Below are 15,169 nucleotides of genomic sequence, written 5' to 3' on the forward strand. Positions count from 1 at the left end.
CGACCGCACTACCGCCGGCGCAGCAGCACCAGCACCTCGTGGTGCGCGGTCTGCGGGAACATGTCGAAGACCCGCCCGCGCACCGGCTCCCACGAGGGCATCGCGTCGAGGTCGCGGGCCAGTGACCCGCTGTGGCAGCTGGAGTAGAGGACGTGGCGCGCGCCCGAGGCGTCCAGCCAGCCCGCGAGGGCGGCGCCGATCCCCCGCCGCGGCGGGTTGACCACCACCAGGTCCGGGGCGTGCTCCTGCGCAGCGGCCCAGGCCGTCGCGTCGCCGGCCTCGAACCGCACCCCGTCCAGCCCCGCCCGCTCGGCGCTGTCCCGGGCCGCGGTCACCGCCTCCGCGCTGAGCTCGACCCCGACCACGTCGGGCACGCCCGCCCCGGCCAGGGTGAGCGCGAACCCGCCGACACCGCAGTAGAGGTCCCAGGCGCTGCGGGCCCCCAGGTCCCGCGTCCAGGCGGCCGCCTCGGCGTACAGCGCCGCAGCGACGGCGGTGTTGGTCTGGAAGAAGCCTTGCGGGCGCAGCCGCAGGTCGAGCCCGGCCAGCCGCAGCGGCAGCGTGGACTGCTCGGTCAGCACGACCTCCTCGGGCCCCTCGAGCACGGCCTTGTGCTCGGGCTGCAGGTTCACCGACGCCACGACCAGGCCGGGCAGCTGCTCGTGGAGCCAGGGCAGGTGCTTGCGCAGCCGCGGCAGGGACTCGGTGCTGCGCAGGACGAAGCGGACCATCAGGCCGCCGTCGGGGGCGACGGTGGCCAGGACGTGCTTGAGCTCGCCGCGGCGGGTCGGGACGTCGTACGGGACCAGCGCGGCGCGGGTGACCAGCGCGGCCAGCACCGGCAGCGCGTCGTGCAGCGCCGGCTCGTGCAGGCCGCAGTGGCGCAGGTCGACGCCGTGGCCCGCACGGTCCAGGATGCCCAGCGTGGGCTGCTCGACGGTGCCCCCGACGACCATCTTCGCCTTGTTCCGGAAGCCCTCCTCCGCCCGCGCGACGGGCTCGGACCACACCAGGCCGGGACGCTCACCCAGCGCCGCGACGGCGGCGGCGTGCACGGCGGCGAGCTGCTCGTCGTACGGCTGACCCATCCACGTGCAGGACCGGCAGGCCCCGGCGTCGAAGTAGTCGCACTGCACCCGCCGCAGGCTACGGGCCCGCACCCCGCCTGTGGCACGGTGCACCCATGGCCAGGGGGACCGTGCAGCTGACGCGCGTGGCGGACGACGTGCACGTCGTGACCGGCACCAACGTCAACTGGGCCGTGGTCACCGAGGGTCGCGAGGTCACCCTCGTCGACGCGGGCTACCCGCTGGACGCGGACGCCGTGGTCGCCTCGCTCGAGGCCCTCGGGCGGCGTGCCTCCGACGTGGTCGCCGTACTGCTCACCCACGCCCACCTGGACCACATGGGCGGCGTCCCCCACGTGCGGTCGCTCTCGGGCTGCCGGGTCGTCACCGGCGCCGACGAGGTCGCGCACGCCCACCGCGAGCGCCTCGAGCAGGTCTCGGCCGGGCGGGTGCTCGCCCAGGCCCGCACCCCCGCCGGCGCCCGCTGGGTCGGCCAGACGCTGCGCGCGGTCGGACCCCACCTCCGGATGCGGCTCTCCGGGGTGGAGGCGGCCCCGCACGAGAGCCCCGTCGACGCGCCCGGGCGCCTGGTCGCCGTGGACACCCCCGGCCACACCTCCGGCCACACCGCCTTCCTGATGCCGTCGTCCGGCGTGCTGTTCAGCGGGGACGCCCTGGTCACGGGTCACCCGCTGTGCCGCCACGACGGCCCGCAGCGGCTGCCGGGGCTCTTCGCCCACGACGAGGACCGCGTCCTGCGGACGCTGAGGGACCTGCGCGACGTCCCGGCGGACGTCCTCGTGCCCGGGCACGGCCGGCCGGTACGCGCCCCGCTGGCCGACCTCGTCGACGGGGCCCTGGAGCGCACCGACCACCGATGAGCCCCGGGACCCCGGGCGGTCGGTACCCCCGACCACGTCCCGTCCCGTCCCGGAGGCCCCGATGTCCGTGCAGCTCAACGCCTACCTCAACTTCGACACCACCACCCGCGAGGCGATGGAGTTCTACCGGTCCGTGCTCGGCGGCACGCTGGAGGTGATGACCTTCGGCGACTACGGCGCCGAGGGCGAGGCCGCCACCCTGGTGATGCACGCGCAGCTGCGGACCGACGACGGCTTCGTGCTGATGGCCTCCGACCGCACCCCCGAGATGGGCGCGGTCGTGCCCGGCGAGCAGACCCTGCTGTGCCTCAACGGCGACGACGTGGACCGGCTGCACCGCTGGTGGGAGGGCCTCGGCGAGGGCGGGCAGGTCCACATGGCCCTCGAGAAGCAGATGTGGGGCGACGAGTACGGCGACCTCACCGACCGCTTCGGCCAGCGCTGGATGTTCAACATCGACCTGTCCGGCCGGGCCTGACCACGCCGGGCCCGACCAGACGTGGCCTAGCGACGCGACGGCCCGGCGGCGCACCGGACGCAGGTGGGCGCCGCCGGCCGCGCCTCCAGCCGCTCCGGGGCGATCTGCTCGCCGCAGGCGGTGCAGGTGCCGTACGTCCCCGCGGCCACGCGCGCCAGCGCCGCGTCGGTCCCCGCGAGGTGGCGTACGGCCTGCTGCACCAGCGACCCGGTCTGCGAGCGCTCGAAGGCGATCGTGTGCCCCTCCGGGTCGTGCTCGTCGTCGGCGTTGGTGTCGCGCGAGGCGTCGACGACCTCGGCGTAGTCCGCCTGCAGCCCGGCCAGCCGCCGCAGGGTGCGGTCGCGGTCGGCGAGCAGGGCCGGACGGGGGTCGTGCACCTCGCCAACCTACGCGCGGGTCCCGACCGGGCGGGGCTGCGCGGGACGGTACGACCGTGGGGGCGCCGTCGGCGTGTCGCCACCCGAACGTACCGCGCGAGCCGGGCGCGGGGTCAGGGCGCGCGGCCAGGGCGCGGTCAGGGGCGGCGGCGGGGCGGCAGCCGGTGCAGCACGACGTCGGTGAGCTCCCCGTCGGTCACGGTCGCGCTCATCCAGGTGCAGTACGGCTGCTGCCGGCGGTCGGTGGGCGAGCCCGGGTTGAGCAGGCGCACCCCGCGCGGGGTCGTGGTGTCCCACGGGATGTGGCTGTGCCCGAAGACCAGGACGTCGAGGTCGTCGTAGGACGCGTCCACCCGCTCCTCGCGGCGCAGCTTCTGCCCGGTCTCGTGCACCACGCCCAGACGCAGGCCGCCGAGGTCGGCCCGGGCCACCTCGGGCAACCGGGCCCGCAGACCGGGGCCGTCGTTGTTGCCCCAGCAGGCCACCAGCCGCTGCGAGGACTCCTCGAGCAGGTCCAGGGCGGCCTCGTCGACCCAGTCCCCGGCGTGCACGACGACGTCGGCGGCGCGTGCCGCCTCGAGCAGCTCGTCGGGCAGCACCTTCGCCCGCCGGGGCAGGTGGGTGTCGGCGGTGAGGACGAGGGACAGCGTGGTCATCGGGCGACCTCCTTCGCGACTCAGTAGACGACACCAAGCCAGGAGGACGCGCACCCGTGGCACACGTCGGGCTCCCACCTGGTCTCGGGCGCCTGCGGGCTCCGGCAGTAACGGCACCAGCGGAAGGACCGTCGGCGACCGGCGACGATCCCCCGGACCACCTCGGGCCCGCGGTCGGAGAGCTCGTGCGCGGGCACGTAGACCGGCGGGCCCGGCCGGTGCTCGAGCCCGTGGGTGCCCCCGGCCCAGACGCCCTCCGGGCTGGCCAGGAACACCCCGTGCGCGAAGACCCGCGCCATCAGCTGCGCCGGGTCCCCCGCGACGTGCCACGGGGTGACGTCGAGCGGGAGCAGGTCGTCGGGGTCGAGCCCTCCGGAGGGGTCCAGGTCGAAGTCGTGGTCCGGCGTGGCCTCGCTGCGCCGCCACCCGGCCCCGATGACGTCGGCGAGGTCGCGCGTCTCCCACCCCAGCCTCGCGGCGAGCTCGTCCAGGGCGTCGGTCCTCACGTCGCCCACCCGAGGTCGAGCGTGTCCTCACCGGGGTCGACCTCGGACACCAGCGGCGCCTGGACGCTGCGACGGCGGCGGGTGACGTCGCCGCTGCCGGGGCGCGGACCGTCCGAGACCAGCCGCAGCGCCTGGCGGAGCGCGGTCAGCACCAGCTCCAGGTCGAGCCCGGCGCCCTCGACGTGGTCCCGCAGCACGGTCGCACCGGCCGAGCCGCTGCGCAGCAGGACCAGCTGCCGGATGATCTGGTGCCGGTCGTGCCCGAACAGCCCGGCCACCGTGGCGGGGCGGGCGGGGCCGAGCACCAGCAGCTCGACGAGGCCGGCGACCTCGAGCCCGCCGAGGTCGAGCGGCACCGGACCCGGTGCCGCGGCCGCCGGCGGCACGGCCGGGGCCACCGCCCCCGGCCCCACCACGTCGCCGTCCTCGGCCTGCTCGTCCCCGTGCCCGTCCTCGGGGTCGTCGAGGAAGAGCCTCCCCCCGACCCGCTCCGCGAGCCGGCGCGCGAGGTCGTCCATCACGGCGGTGAACAGGCGGGCGGACACGACGAGGTGCGACTCGCAGAACGGCAGCGCCAGCACCTCGAGCCGCATCACGACCGCACCGCCGCGGGCGACAAACTTGAAGGAGCCGTGCTCCTCGTTGAGCAGCGCGACCTCGCGACGGACGGCGTCGGGGTCGGTCGGGTCGTGGACCAGCTCGGCGAACAGCTCGACCACCGGCCGGTCGTCCCGCACGCTGACCCAGCACACGCTGCGCCCGTCGCGGATCGGCACGTCGCCCTCGGCGTCGTGGCGCACCTCCCCGAGCATCCGTCCGAGCGCGGCGTCGACGAGCTCCTGCAGGTGGTCCCGGTCGTGGGGCGTGGTGACCCGGTCGGCCGGGTCGGCCGGGTCACCCGCCCCCGCCGGGCCCCCGCCGAGGCCGCCGCCGTGGTCGCCGCCGTGGTCGCTGCGGGGCTGCGGGGGCGCGGGGTCGTGCTCGAGGCCCTCGGCGCGCAGCATGCTCGGGTGCAGCACGACCAGCTCGTCGCGCAGCACCTGCACCGCCCGCGCCGCGGCCCGGTCGACCTGGTCGCGGGGCAGCCGTTCCTCGCGGTGGCCCTCGTGGATGTCGATCTCGAGGGTGAGCACGTCGTCCACGGCGACCAGGATCCCCAGACCGGGGCGACGTCCGATCCGCTGCGAGAGCTCGGGCGCGAAGAGGCTCACCGCGCCGCCCGTCTCCGTCGCGTCGACGCGGTCGGCCAGGCGCACCCGGAACCGGGACCACGCGGCCTCGATCGCCGCGTCGAAACCCCCGTCGTCCTCCCGGTCCGGTGCATCCAGCGGGTCGTGCTCGTCCTCGTGCCCCATGTCGCCTCCAGGGTCGGTGCCCGGCCACCACGACCGGACGTCGTCGACGCTAGGTGCGACCACCGACAACCCTTCCGCCCCCACGCCGCGGGGAGCAGGATGGACCCATGGCGTACGACGACGCGCTGGCCGCCCGGGTGCGGGACCTGCTCGCGGGCCGGGCGGGCTGGGCCGAGAAGCGGATGTTCGGCGGGCTGGCGTTCCTGCTGGACGGGCACATGGCGGTCACGGTCAGCGGCGCCGGCGAGGGTGCGCTGATGGTGCGCCACGACCCGGCCGAGGGTCTGCTCGGCGAGGCCCACGTCGCTCCGATGGAGATGCGGGGCAGCACGATGACCGGGTGGCTGCTCGTGGAGCCCGCCGGCCTCGCCGACGACGCCGACCTGGTCCGGTGGGTCGACGTCGGCGCCGCCCGCGTCCGGGCCCTGCACCCGCCGGCCTGACCCGGGTCAGGCCCCGACGACGAGGTCCAGCATCGCCCGGGCGGCCTCAGCGGGGCGCTCGAGGGCGAGCAGGTGGCCGGTGCGCGGCAGCACCTCCACGGTCGTGACCAGGGACGCCGGGCGCAGCGCGGCCATCTGCTCGACCGTCCCGGCCGGGACCTCGGTGTCCTCCTCGCCGTAGAGCAGCAGCACCGGGCCGGCGAAGCCGGCGAGCACCGCGCTCGTGTCCGCCCGCGCCGCCAGCGCCCGCGCCACCCACGCCACCCCGTGCGGGTCGGCGGCCCGCACGATCCCGGCGACGAGCCTCACCAGGTCGGGCTGGTCGGCCCGCGCGGTCTCCCCCAGGCCGCCCTCGACCGCGTCCGCGACGGGCTCGGTGTCCCCGCGCCGCTCCAGCTCACCGGCCACGGCGAGGCGGTCGGCCGGCAGGTCGGGCGCCCCCACCCACGGCGTCGTGCTCGACAGCAGCAGCGCGGTGACCCGCTCGGGCGCGAGGTCGGCCAGCGCGAGCGCGACGTAGCCCCCGGTCGACACCCCGTGCACCGCGGCCCGCTCCACGCCCGCGTCGTCGAGGGCCCGCAGCACGGCGCGCGCCATCGCCTCCACCGACGGCTCGCCGACGGCCTGGTCCACGCTCCGCCCCAGCCCGGGCAGGTCGACCCGGACGACCCGCACCGCCGCGGCCAGGTGGGGCAGGACCCGGTCGAAGGTGGTCGAGTCCAGCGGGAAGGCGTGCAGCAGCACCAGGACCGGTCGCGTCGACCCGCTCCCCCGGCCGGGTCGGAGTCGTCGTACCAGGGCAGGTCCGTCCGCGCGCTCGTCATCGTGGCGACGGTAGCCAGCGCGGCCGCGCCCACCCCTCACCCCGGTACGCCCCCGGTGCGCCCCCGGTGCGCCCCCGGTGCGCCCCCCGGTCTTGCCACGCGGCGCCGGAGGGGACACGGTGGGGCGATGGACCTGGCCGACCCCGTCCGCCGCGCGGCGCTGCCCGCACTGGACACCCTCGTGGCCACCGCCGACGAGGGGCTGCACCCGTGGGTGCGTCGCCGGGTCTGCGCGGACGAGCGCCGCACGGCGCTGGCCGAGGAGCTGCGGTTCTGGCTCTGCACCGCCGCGCAGGACCTCGAGCACGCCCGCCGCTACGCCGACGCGGCGCCGCAGAGCGGCGAGCCCGCGGAGGCGTACCTCGACCGGTGGCTGCCGCTGGCCACCGGCGGCCACGTGCTGGCCGGTCCCCGCTACCTCGGCCGCGACCCCGACCTGCCGTTCGTCGGCGTCACCGCCTCCGACCGGGTGCTGCGGCCCGACGACGCCGGGGCGCTGCGCGAGGTGGCTCGTACGGAGTTCGGCGCCTTCGCCCCCGGCTTCGTCCTGCTCAGCACCGCCGACGACCTCGCCGGGGTCGCGTCCTGGCCGGGGGGCCGCCCGGAGATGCGCCAGGTCGTCGGCCGCCTCGGCGACCTCCGCGCGCGGCCGGTGCCCCCGTCGCTGACCACCACCCCGCGCCGCGACACCGCCTTCTACGGCGAGTACGAGCGGATCCACGCCGAGCACGTCGCCCGCGACCCCGCCCACGCCCGCCACACCCGCTGCGAGGACCGCGACGACCTCCGCGAGCTCGCCGAGGCGGGGCTGCTGCACGACGTCCGCGTCGACGGGACCTGGGCCGGGATCGTGGCCGCCGAGGCCGACGCGCGCCGCGGCCTGCACGGCGCCACGGTGGTCGAGCTGCTGCTCGACCACCCCTTCCGCGGCGCCGGCCACGGTGCCCACCTCTCGACCCTGCTGGCCCGGACGCTGCCGATGCCGAACGACCAGTACCTGCTGGGCACGATCCACGCCGAGAACGTCCCCGCCTACCGCGCGGCGCTGGCCGCCGGCCGTGTCGACGTGGGCGGCGAGGTCGTCCTGCCGCTGGACCCCGGGTGACCGTACGGCTCGTCGGCGCGGGGCTCCCGCGGACCGGCACGTCGTCCCTGCGCGCGGCGCTGCAGCTCCTGCTCGGCGGGCCGGTCTACCACATGCGGGAGGTCTTCGCGCGCCCCGAGCACGTGCCCACCTGGGTCGCTGCCATCCAGGGTTCGCCGCCGGTCTGGGACGACTTCCTGGCCGGGTACGTCGCCGGCGTCGACACCCCGTTCTCCAGCTGCTGGCGGGACCTGGCCGGGGCCTACCCGGACGCGCCGGTCCTCCTCTCGCACCGCGCCAGCGCCGAGGTGTGGCACCGCAGCATGGACGTCACGGTCCTGGCCCGCACCCGCGAGCTCCTGGCCGGCACCGACCCGGACGACCCGGACGGCCCTCTGGGCGACCCTCTGGCGCCGCTGTTCCGGGTGATGTTCGACGGCGTGATCACCGACGTCGACGACCCCGCCGACGCGATGGCCGGCTACGAGCGCCGGCTGGCCGAGGTGCGGGCCGCGATCGCGCCGGAGCGACTGGTCGAGTGGCAGCCCGGCGACGGGTGGGAGCCACTGTGCCGGGCCCTGGACCTCCCGGTCCCGGACGTCGCGTTCCCGCACGAGAACACCACCGCCGACTTCCTCGCCCGCGCCGAGCAGCGCGCCCGCGAGGCGTGACCGCGAGGCGTGACCGGACGGCCGTCACATCAGCAGCACGGCGGCGGTGACGCCGCCGAGGACCACCAGCACCCGGAACACCGTCGGCCGGAGCCGCCGACCGACCCGCGCCCCGACGTACCCCCCGCCGACCGAACCCGCCGCCAGCAGCCCGATCGCGGTCCAGTCCAGGTCGGCGAAGACCAGGAACACCGCGGTGGCCACGACGTTGCTGGCCAGGATCGCCAGCGTCTTGAGGCCGTTCACCACGCGCAGCTCGAGGTCGGTGCCCAGCCCCAGGACGGCCACCATCATCACGCCGGACCCGGCGCCGAAGTAGCCGCCGTAGACCCCGGTCAGGGTGGCGAAGACGGTGGTCACCGGGCCCATCTCCTCGCGCGGCGCCGCGTCCGGCCCCTGCCGGCGGCGCAGCCAGCCCGCCAGCCAGGGCTGGACGCCGACCAGCAGGCAGGTGAAGAGGATCAGCCACGGCACGACCACCTCGAAAACCCCCGGCGGCAGGAGCAGCAGCAGCCACGCCCCGCCGGCGGCGCCGACCATGCAGACCAGCAGGACCCGCAGCGTCGCGGCCGGGTTCTCCCGCAGCTCCTCGCGGTAGCCGAACGACCCCGACAACCCGGCCGGGACCAGCCCGACGGTGTTGGAGGCGTTGGCGACGACCGGCGGCAGACCGACCGCGACCAGCACCGGGAAGCTGACCAGCGAGGCCACGCCGATGGTCGAGATCAGCAGCCCCGCCCCGAGGCCGGCGACGAGGACGAGCAGCACGTCCGAGAGGTCGCCCGGGTTCACCGCGGGGCCGGATTCACGTGTCCCCGCGCAGCAGCGCCACGTCGCTGACCATCCCGACGTGGGCGTGCATCGCGGCCGCCGCCGCCTCGGGGTCGCCGGCCCGGATCGCCTCGGCGACCGCGCCGTGCCCGGCCAGGGAGGCCCGCGGGCGGCCGGGCTGGGAGAGCGACTCCAGCCGGGTCTCGGCGATCAGCGTGCTGATGGTGCGCATCATCTGCTCCAGCAGCGGCGAGTGCGCCGCGCTCGTCACGGAGGCGTGGAAGCGCTCGTCGCCCTCGACGCCGCGCCCGCCGGCCTCGACGTCGGCGGCCATCACGGCCAGCGCCTCGTCGATCGCGGCGAGGTCATCGGTCGTACGACGCTGCGCGGCCAGCGCGGCGAGCTTGGTCTCCAGGGCGTCCCGGGCGTCGATCACGTCCGGCAGCCGGTCGGCGTGCGCGCGGATGGCCTCGGTGATCTGGTCGGCCGGGTCGCCCAGCGGCGCCCGCCCGGCCGCCGCCCCGCGGACGCCCTGCTCGGTGACGACCGTGCCGTCGCCGTGACGGACCGCGACCACGCCGACCACCTCGAGCGCGACGAGGGCCTGACTGAGGGTGGCCCGGCTGACCCCGAGCCGGGTCGCCAGCTCGCGCTCGGCCGGGAGCCGGTCGCCGGCGGCGAGGTCCTGGGCGGCGATCCAGTCGGTGATCTGCGCGGCCACCTGCTCGTAGAGCCGGGCCCGGCTCACGCGCTGGGGGAAGGACCGGTCGGGCAGGGACGCCATGGCCGCACCCTATTGACAGATGGATCACATGCCTATTGGCTAGGCCACTGATCCACCGCGTGACCCCAGTCACAGGGCCCGCCGCTCGCGCGGCCCACGCGGTCCGGACGCCCCGCGGACCACCGTCCCCGGGCTCCTCGCACGAAAGGAACAACCATGGGTCCCGAGTGGGTCGCCATCCTGGCGCTCGTCGCCCTGTTCGTGGTCGGCACGGTGCTGCCGATCAACATGGGCGCCCTGGCCTACGTCGCCGCCTGGTTCGTGGGCATGTACGCCCTCGGCCTCGACGAGGCCGAGATCCTCGGCGGCATCTCGGCCAGCCTGGTGCTGACGCTGATCGGCGTCACGTACCTGTTCGCCATCGCGCGCCAGAACGGCACCGTGGACCTGATCGTGCGCAAGTCGCTCGGCCTGGTCGGCGGCCGGGTGGCCTTCATCCCGTGGGTGATGTTCGCGGTCACGGCCCTGATCACCTCGATCGGCGCGGCCAGCCCGGCCGCCTGCGCGATCATCGGCCCGATCGCGCTCGGCTTCGCCGGCCGCTACAAGATCAGCCCGCTGATGATGGGCATGTTCGTGGTCCACGGCGCCCAGGCCGGCGGGTTCTCCCCGATCAGCATCTACGGCACGATCACCAACTCGGTGATGATCGAGAACGGGCTCGGCGACGCCTCCATCACGATCTTCCTGTCCAGCCTCGTGGTCAACCTCCTGCTCGCCGCCGTGCTGTTCTTCGCCCTCGGCGGCACCAAGCTGATGTCGATGCGGATCGCGCCGGGCGACGAGGCCCTGGCCCCCAGCCCCCACCACGACGGCCCCCTGCACCGCGACCGCACCAGCGCGACGTCCGGGACCGGCGCGACGCCGACCACCGGCACCTCGCCCGCCGGCACCGCCGCCGCCGGCACGGTCACCACGGTCGACCCCGCCACGCTGGGCAGCACCCGCGACCACGTCCTGACGATCCTGGCCTTCGTGGCCGTCGCCGGCGTCGCGCTCGGCCTGGACCGCGACATCGGGCTGGCCGCCATCACCGCTGCGGTGGTGCTGTCGATCATCTCGCCGAACAAGTACAAGGACACGGTCAAGCAGATCGCCTGGCCGACCGTCCTGCTGGTGGCCGGCGTCAGCACCTACGCCACGATCCTGACCACCGCCGGCTCCCCTGAGGCCGTCGGCCTGTGGGCCGCCGGGCTCGGCGCGGCCGCGATCGGTGCGCTGATCCTCTGCTACGTCGGCGGCGTCGCCTCGGCGTTCGCGTCGTCCACCGCGCTGCTGCCGGTGATCATCCCGATCGCGATCCCGCTGATCGCCTCGGGCAACATCTCTGCAGGACTGTTCGTCGCCGCCCTGGCCGTGAGCTCGACCATCGTCGACGTCAGTCCCTTCTCCACCAACGGCGCGCTGATGCTGGCCAACCGGCCGGACTCCATCGGCGAGCAGACCTACTACCGACAGATCCTCACCTACAGCGTGATCGTGACCCTCGCGGGCCCGCTGCTGGTGTGGGCCGCCCTCGTCCTCCCCGGATGGTGATCCGCATGACCGACCAGACCTCCTCCACCCCGACCTCCTCGACCGGGGGCCCGCTCGCCGGCACCGTCGTCGTCGACCTCTCCCGTGCCCTCGCCGGGCCGCACGCCACGCAGATGCTCGGCGACCAGGGCGCCCGCGTGATCAAGGTCGAGACGCCGAACGGCGGCGACGACACCCGCAGCTGGGGCCCGCCGTTCGTGGGCGACGAGCACGTGTCGACGTACTTCCTGTCGACCAACCGCAACAAGGAGTCGATCACCCTCGACCTCAAGGACGAGGCCGACCGCGAGGTGCTGCTGCAGCTCGTCGACCGCGCCGACGTGCTGGTCGAGAACTACCGCACCGGCGTGCTCGAGCGGCTCGGGCTGGGCATCGAGAGCCTGACCGCGCGCAACCCGCGCCTGGTGGTGCTCTCGATCACCGGGTTCGGCCACGACGGCCCCGAGGGCGGGCGCGCCGGCTACGACCAGATCGCCCAGGGCGAGGCCGGCCTGATGTCGCTGACCGGGTCCGGCCCCGAGGACCCGCAGCGCGTCGGCGTCCCGATCGCCGACATGCTCTCGGGCATGTACGGCGCCTACGGCGTCCTCGCCGCCCTCCACGAGCGCGAGCGCACCGGCGTCGGCTCGGTCGTGCGCACCTCCCTGCTCGCCGCGGTCGTCGGCGTGCACGCCTTCCAGGGCACCCGGTGGACCGTCGCCGGCCAGGTCGGCCAGGCCCAGGGCAACCACCACCCCTCCATCGCGCCGTACGGGCTGTTCCGCTGCCGCGACGGGGCGGTCCAGATCTCGGTCGGCTCCGAGGGCCTGTGGCGCAAGTTCTGCGCCGGCTTCGACCTCGACCCCGAGGCCGAGGGCCTGGCGACGAACCCCGAGCGGGTCGGCAACCACGCCCGCGTCGTGGAGCTGGTCGAGACCGCGTTCGCCGACAGCGACGCCGAGCCGCTGCTGGCCCGGCTGGCCGAGGTCGGCATCCCCGCCGGCAAGGTCCGCACCCTCGACGAGGTCTACGCCTGGGACCAGGTGCACAGCCAGGGCCTGGTCATCGACGTCGAGCACCCCCAGCTCGGGACGATCACCACGCCCGGCCCGCCGCTGCGGTTCTTCGCCGGCGACGGCACCGAGGTGACCCACCGCGACCACGTCGCTCCCCCGACCCTGGACCAGCACGGCGCGAGCGTCCGCGCCTGGCTCGAGCAGACCCACCCGCAGTCCGAGGAGGGTCGCGCGTGACCCGACGCTGGCACGCGCGGGAGCTGATCGAGCTCGTCCTGGACGACGGCTCGTGGGAGTCGTGGGACGTCCCGGTCGACCAGGGCGAGGTCACCGACGAGTACGCCGCGCAGCTGCGCAAGGCCGCCGAGCGCTCCGGGGTCGACGAGTCGGTGATCACCGGGCGCGGCCGGGTCCGGGGCCGTGAGGTCGCGGTCGTGCTCAACGAGTTCGACTTCCTGGCCGGCTCGATCGGGCAGGCGGCGGCCGGCCGGATCGTCGCCGCGGTACGCCGGGCGACCGCGGAGGGTCTCCCCCTGCTGGCCTCGACCGCCAGCGGCGGCACGCGGATGCAGGAGGGCACCCCGGCGTTCGTCCGGATGATCGAGATCTCGCGGGCGCTGATGGCCCACCGGGCGGCGCGGCTGCCGTACCTGGTCCACCTGCGCAACCCGACCACGGGCGGCGTCTTCGCCTCGTGGGGCTCCCTGGCCCACCTGACCGTGGCCGAGCCGGGCGCGCTGGTCGGCTTCCTGGGCCCGAAGGTCTACGAGGCGCTCAACGACTCGGCGTTCCCCGAGGGCGTGCAGACGGCCGAGAACCTGTCGGCGCACGGCATCCTCGACGCGGTCGTGCCGGCCGAGGCGCTCACCGGCCTGGTCGACAACGCCCTGGCCACGCTCGTGGACGCCCCCACCGCGCCTCAGCTGGTCGCGGCGGCGCCCCTGGTCACCGAGGTGGCCGGCCTGGACGACCTCGAGCAGCTCGACGCCTGGGAGCACATCACCCGCTCCCGCAAGCCCGAGCGTCCCGGTGTCCGCGAGCTGCTGCGGGTCGCGGGCAGCAGGACCGTACGCCTGCGCGGGACCGCCGAGGGCGAGCGCGACAGTGCGGTGATCGTCGCCCTGACCCGCCTCGACGGACAGCCCTGCGTGATCGTCGGCCAGGACCGCTCGCGGCAGAGCGCGGCGCACCCGATGGGCCCGGCCGCGCTGCGCCAGGCCCGCCGCGGGATCCGGTTCGCCGAGGAGCTCGGCCTGCCGCTGGTCACCGTGATCGACACCCCCGGCGCCGAGCTGTCCCCGTCGGCGGAGGAGGGCGCGATCGCCGGCGAGATCGCCCGCTGCATCGCGGCCATGTCCACGCTGACCGTCCCGACGGTGGCGCTGCTGCTGGGCGAGGGCTGCGGCGGCGGTGCGCTGGCGCTGCTCGGCGCCGAGCACGTGGTGGCGACCGAGCACGCCTGGCTGGCCCCGCTGCCGCCCGAGGGTGCGAGCGTCATCGTCCGCGGCGACGCGTCGTACGCCGCCGAGATGGCCACGCACCAGCGGGTCCCGGCCGGCGAGCTGATGCGCGCCGGCATCGTGCACGCGATCGTCCCGGAGACCGGTGACGCCGAGACCTTCACCGCGAGCGTGGCCGCCGCGGTCGTCGGGCGGCTGCGCGAGGTCGGGGGGCGCTGAGGCCGCGTGCCCGGCCGTCTCAGCCCGCGTGCCGCGCCACCCACCGGTCCAGGTCGATCCCGGCCCGGTCGGCCGCGCGGCGCACGGCCGGCGACGTCAGGTCGGGGACCCGCACGACCTGCGGCTCGATGCCGCGGTCGAGGGCGGCGTACTGCGCCTGCGACGCCGCGATGTCCCGCGCCGGCACCCGGACGAGGCCGGTGCCGGCGCTCTTCGCGGCGGGCACCTGCGCGGCGACCGTCGGGAGGTAGCCCGACGCCTGCCCGGCCTTGTTCGGGTGGAAGCTCTCGACCACGGGGTTGGACAGCCCGTTGAGCCACTCGGCGTCGGCGCAGACGGCGTGGCCGACGAACCGGCCGGTCGGGTCGGCGAAGGCGAAACCGCGGGCGGCCGCGGCCTCGCGGAGGCGACGGTTCATCAGGTCCGCGGTGGCGTTCAGGCGGGTCATCTCGGCGCCGGAGAAGAAGGTGGCGGCGTTGCAGTCCTCGCCGCCGAAGATGCGCGGGTAGCCGACGACCACCACCCGGGCGTTCGCCGCCCGCGACCGGACGTCGGCGTACAACGACGACAGCCGCCCGGGCAGCGTGGTGTTGATGAAGGACTGCGCGCCGTCGACGGCCTTGTCGCAGCTCGCCGCCCACCAGGGCAGGGCGCACTTCGTCAGCACGTCGGCGAAGCCGGCGTCGTTGCCGCCGACCGAGACCGTCACGTACGACGTGGTGGATCCCAGCGCCCCCAGCTGGGCGGCGGTCACGTCGGGGATGGTCGCCCCGGAGCAGGCGCGGAAGTCGAGCGCGTAGCCGCGCTGGGCCGCGAGCAGGCTCGGGAACGCCGAGGTCGACCGGAGGCAGTCGGTGCCGTCGGCGACGTACGAGCGGGTGCCGGTGCCCGAGGAGTAGGAGTCGCCGAGCGCGACGTACGACGGCGCGGCCGCTGCGGCGGGCGGGGTCCCGCCGGCGGGGGCGAGCAGGCCCGCGGCCAGGGCGAGCGTGCCCAGGCCGGCGAGGGCGCTGCGGCGCACGGAGATGAGGCGGAGGGATGGGAGGCGACGACGTGCCACGA

General features: G+C 75.6%; 17 protein-coding genes. 8 read left to right on the forward strand and 9 right to left on the reverse strand.

The features are described 5' to 3' along the window. Positions 1-8: 8 nt before the first annotated feature. The gene (rlmC, locus tag ENKNEFLB_RS19120; RefSeq protein ID WP_214056818.1) at positions 9-1,136 is read right to left on the reverse strand and encodes a 23S rRNA (uracil(747)-C(5))-methyltransferase RlmC; all 1,128 of its coding nucleotides are present in this window, start codon (positions 1,134-1,136) and stop codon (positions 9-11) included. Between the two features lie 47 nt (positions 1,137-1,183). Here rlmC and ENKNEFLB_RS19125 point away from each other — a divergent pair, with 47 nt between their 5' ends. Both ENKNEFLB_RS19125 and ENKNEFLB_RS19130 read left to right on the forward strand, forming a co-directional pair. Then, positions 1,184-1,948 carry an MBL fold metallo-hydrolase gene (locus ENKNEFLB_RS19125; RefSeq protein WP_214056819.1) on the forward strand — a complete coding sequence of 255 codons (765 nt, stop codon included), beginning with the start codon at positions 1,184-1,186 and terminating at the stop codon, positions 1,946-1,948. A 61-nt stretch (positions 1,949-2,009) separates the two neighbouring features. Then, a complete protein-coding gene (locus ENKNEFLB_RS19130; RefSeq protein ID WP_214056820.1) occupies positions 2,010-2,426 on the forward strand; it encodes a VOC family protein in 417 nt (138 codons plus the stop codon). Between the two features lie 26 nt (positions 2,427-2,452). Here the strand turns inward: ENKNEFLB_RS19130 and ENKNEFLB_RS19135 are convergent, their stop codons facing one another. The 4 genes from ENKNEFLB_RS19135 to ENKNEFLB_RS19150 form a co-directional block, all read right to left on the reverse strand. Further along, positions 2,453-2,803 carry a TraR/DksA family transcriptional regulator gene (locus ENKNEFLB_RS19135; protein ID WP_214056821.1) on the reverse strand — a complete coding sequence of 117 codons (351 nt, stop codon included), beginning with the start codon at positions 2,801-2,803 and terminating at the stop codon, positions 2,453-2,455. Between the two features lie 137 nt (positions 2,804-2,940). After that, positions 2,941-3,459 carry a metallophosphoesterase family protein gene (locus ENKNEFLB_RS19140; protein ID WP_246535668.1) on the reverse strand — a complete coding sequence of 173 codons (519 nt, stop codon included), beginning with the start codon at positions 3,457-3,459 and terminating at the stop codon, positions 2,941-2,943. Positions 3,460-3,479: 20 nt separating this feature from the next. After that, positions 3,480-3,965: a hypothetical protein gene (locus ENKNEFLB_RS19145; protein WP_214056822.1), complete on the reverse strand. Its 486-nt coding sequence runs from the start codon at positions 3,963-3,965 to the stop codon at positions 3,480-3,482. Continuing rightward, complete coding sequence (locus ENKNEFLB_RS19150) at positions 3,962-5,383, reverse strand: T3SS (YopN, CesT) and YbjN peptide-binding chaperone 1 (RefSeq protein ID WP_214056823.1); 1,422 nt, start codon at positions 5,381-5,383, stop codon at positions 3,962-3,964. Before ENKNEFLB_RS19150 ends, ENKNEFLB_RS19145 begins: the two co-directional genes overlap by 4 nt. A gap of 44 nt (positions 5,384-5,427) precedes the next feature. Here ENKNEFLB_RS19150 and ENKNEFLB_RS19155 point away from each other — a divergent pair, with 44 nt between their 5' ends. Continuing rightward, positions 5,428-5,763: a TfoX/Sxy family protein gene (locus ENKNEFLB_RS19155; RefSeq protein ID WP_214056824.1), complete on the forward strand. Its 336-nt coding sequence runs from the start codon at positions 5,428-5,430 to the stop codon at positions 5,761-5,763. Between the two features lie 6 nt (positions 5,764-5,769). Here ENKNEFLB_RS19155 and ENKNEFLB_RS19160 read toward each other — a convergent pair whose 3' ends face one another. Next, positions 5,770-6,795 (reverse strand): alpha/beta fold hydrolase, encoded by a 1,026-nt coding sequence (locus ENKNEFLB_RS19160; RefSeq protein ID WP_338040924.1) that lies wholly within the window; start codon positions 6,793-6,795, stop codon positions 5,770-5,772. On the opposite strand from ENKNEFLB_RS19160, the gene ENKNEFLB_RS19165 reads away from it, so the two are divergent. Together ENKNEFLB_RS19165 and ENKNEFLB_RS19170 are read left to right on the forward strand one after the other, a co-directional pair. Then, on the forward strand, positions 6,715-7,692 hold the full coding sequence (locus ENKNEFLB_RS19165; RefSeq protein WP_214056826.1) for a hypothetical protein: 978 nt from the start codon (positions 6,715-6,717) through the stop codon (positions 7,690-7,692). The genes ENKNEFLB_RS19160 and ENKNEFLB_RS19165 overlap by 81 nt on opposite strands. After that, a complete protein-coding gene (locus ENKNEFLB_RS19170) occupies positions 7,689-8,342 on the forward strand; it encodes a sulfotransferase family protein (protein ID WP_214056827.1) in 654 nt (217 codons plus the stop codon). The genes ENKNEFLB_RS19165 and ENKNEFLB_RS19170 overlap by 4 nt, the downstream gene beginning before the upstream one ends. Before the next feature lie 24 nt (positions 8,343-8,366). Here ENKNEFLB_RS19170 and ENKNEFLB_RS19175 read toward each other — a convergent pair whose 3' ends face one another. Then, positions 8,367-9,134: a sulfite exporter TauE/SafE family protein gene (locus ENKNEFLB_RS19175; RefSeq protein ID WP_214056828.1), complete on the reverse strand. Its 768-nt coding sequence runs from the start codon at positions 9,132-9,134 to the stop codon at positions 8,367-8,369. A 13-nt stretch (positions 9,135-9,147) separates the two neighbouring features. After that, a complete protein-coding gene (locus ENKNEFLB_RS19180) occupies positions 9,148-9,897 on the reverse strand; it encodes a FadR/GntR family transcriptional regulator (protein ID WP_214056829.1) in 750 nt (249 codons plus the stop codon). 156 nt (positions 9,898-10,053) lie between these two features. Here ENKNEFLB_RS19180 and ENKNEFLB_RS19185 point away from each other — a divergent pair, with 156 nt between their 5' ends. From ENKNEFLB_RS19185 to ENKNEFLB_RS19195, 3 genes are read left to right on the forward strand one after another with little or no spacing between them, the layout of a single operon-like run. Next, positions 10,054-11,433 (forward strand): SLC13 family permease, encoded by a 1,380-nt coding sequence (locus ENKNEFLB_RS19185; protein WP_214056830.1) that lies wholly within the window; start codon positions 10,054-10,056, stop codon positions 11,431-11,433. Between the two features lie 5 nt (positions 11,434-11,438). Next, positions 11,439-12,665, forward strand: a complete 1,227-nt coding sequence (locus tag ENKNEFLB_RS19190) for a CaiB/BaiF CoA transferase family protein (RefSeq protein WP_214056831.1) — start codon at positions 11,439-11,441, stop codon at positions 12,663-12,665. Next, entirely contained in the window at positions 12,662-14,107 is a 1,446-nt protein-coding gene (locus ENKNEFLB_RS19195; RefSeq protein ID WP_214056832.1) for a carboxyl transferase domain-containing protein, read from the forward strand. Before ENKNEFLB_RS19190 ends, ENKNEFLB_RS19195 begins: the two co-directional genes overlap by 4 nt. A gap of 19 nt (positions 14,108-14,126) precedes the next feature. Here the strand turns inward: ENKNEFLB_RS19195 and ENKNEFLB_RS19200 are convergent, their stop codons facing one another. Continuing rightward, positions 14,127-15,128: an SGNH/GDSL hydrolase family protein gene (locus ENKNEFLB_RS19200; RefSeq protein WP_214056833.1), complete on the reverse strand. Its 1,002-nt coding sequence runs from the start codon at positions 15,126-15,128 to the stop codon at positions 14,127-14,129. Between the last annotated feature and the right edge of the window lie 41 nt (positions 15,129-15,169).

The organism is Nocardioides aquaticus (genome assembly GCF_018459925.1).
Taxonomy (GTDB): domain Bacteria; phylum Actinomycetota; class Actinomycetes; order Propionibacteriales; family Nocardioidaceae; genus Nocardioides; species Nocardioides aquaticus.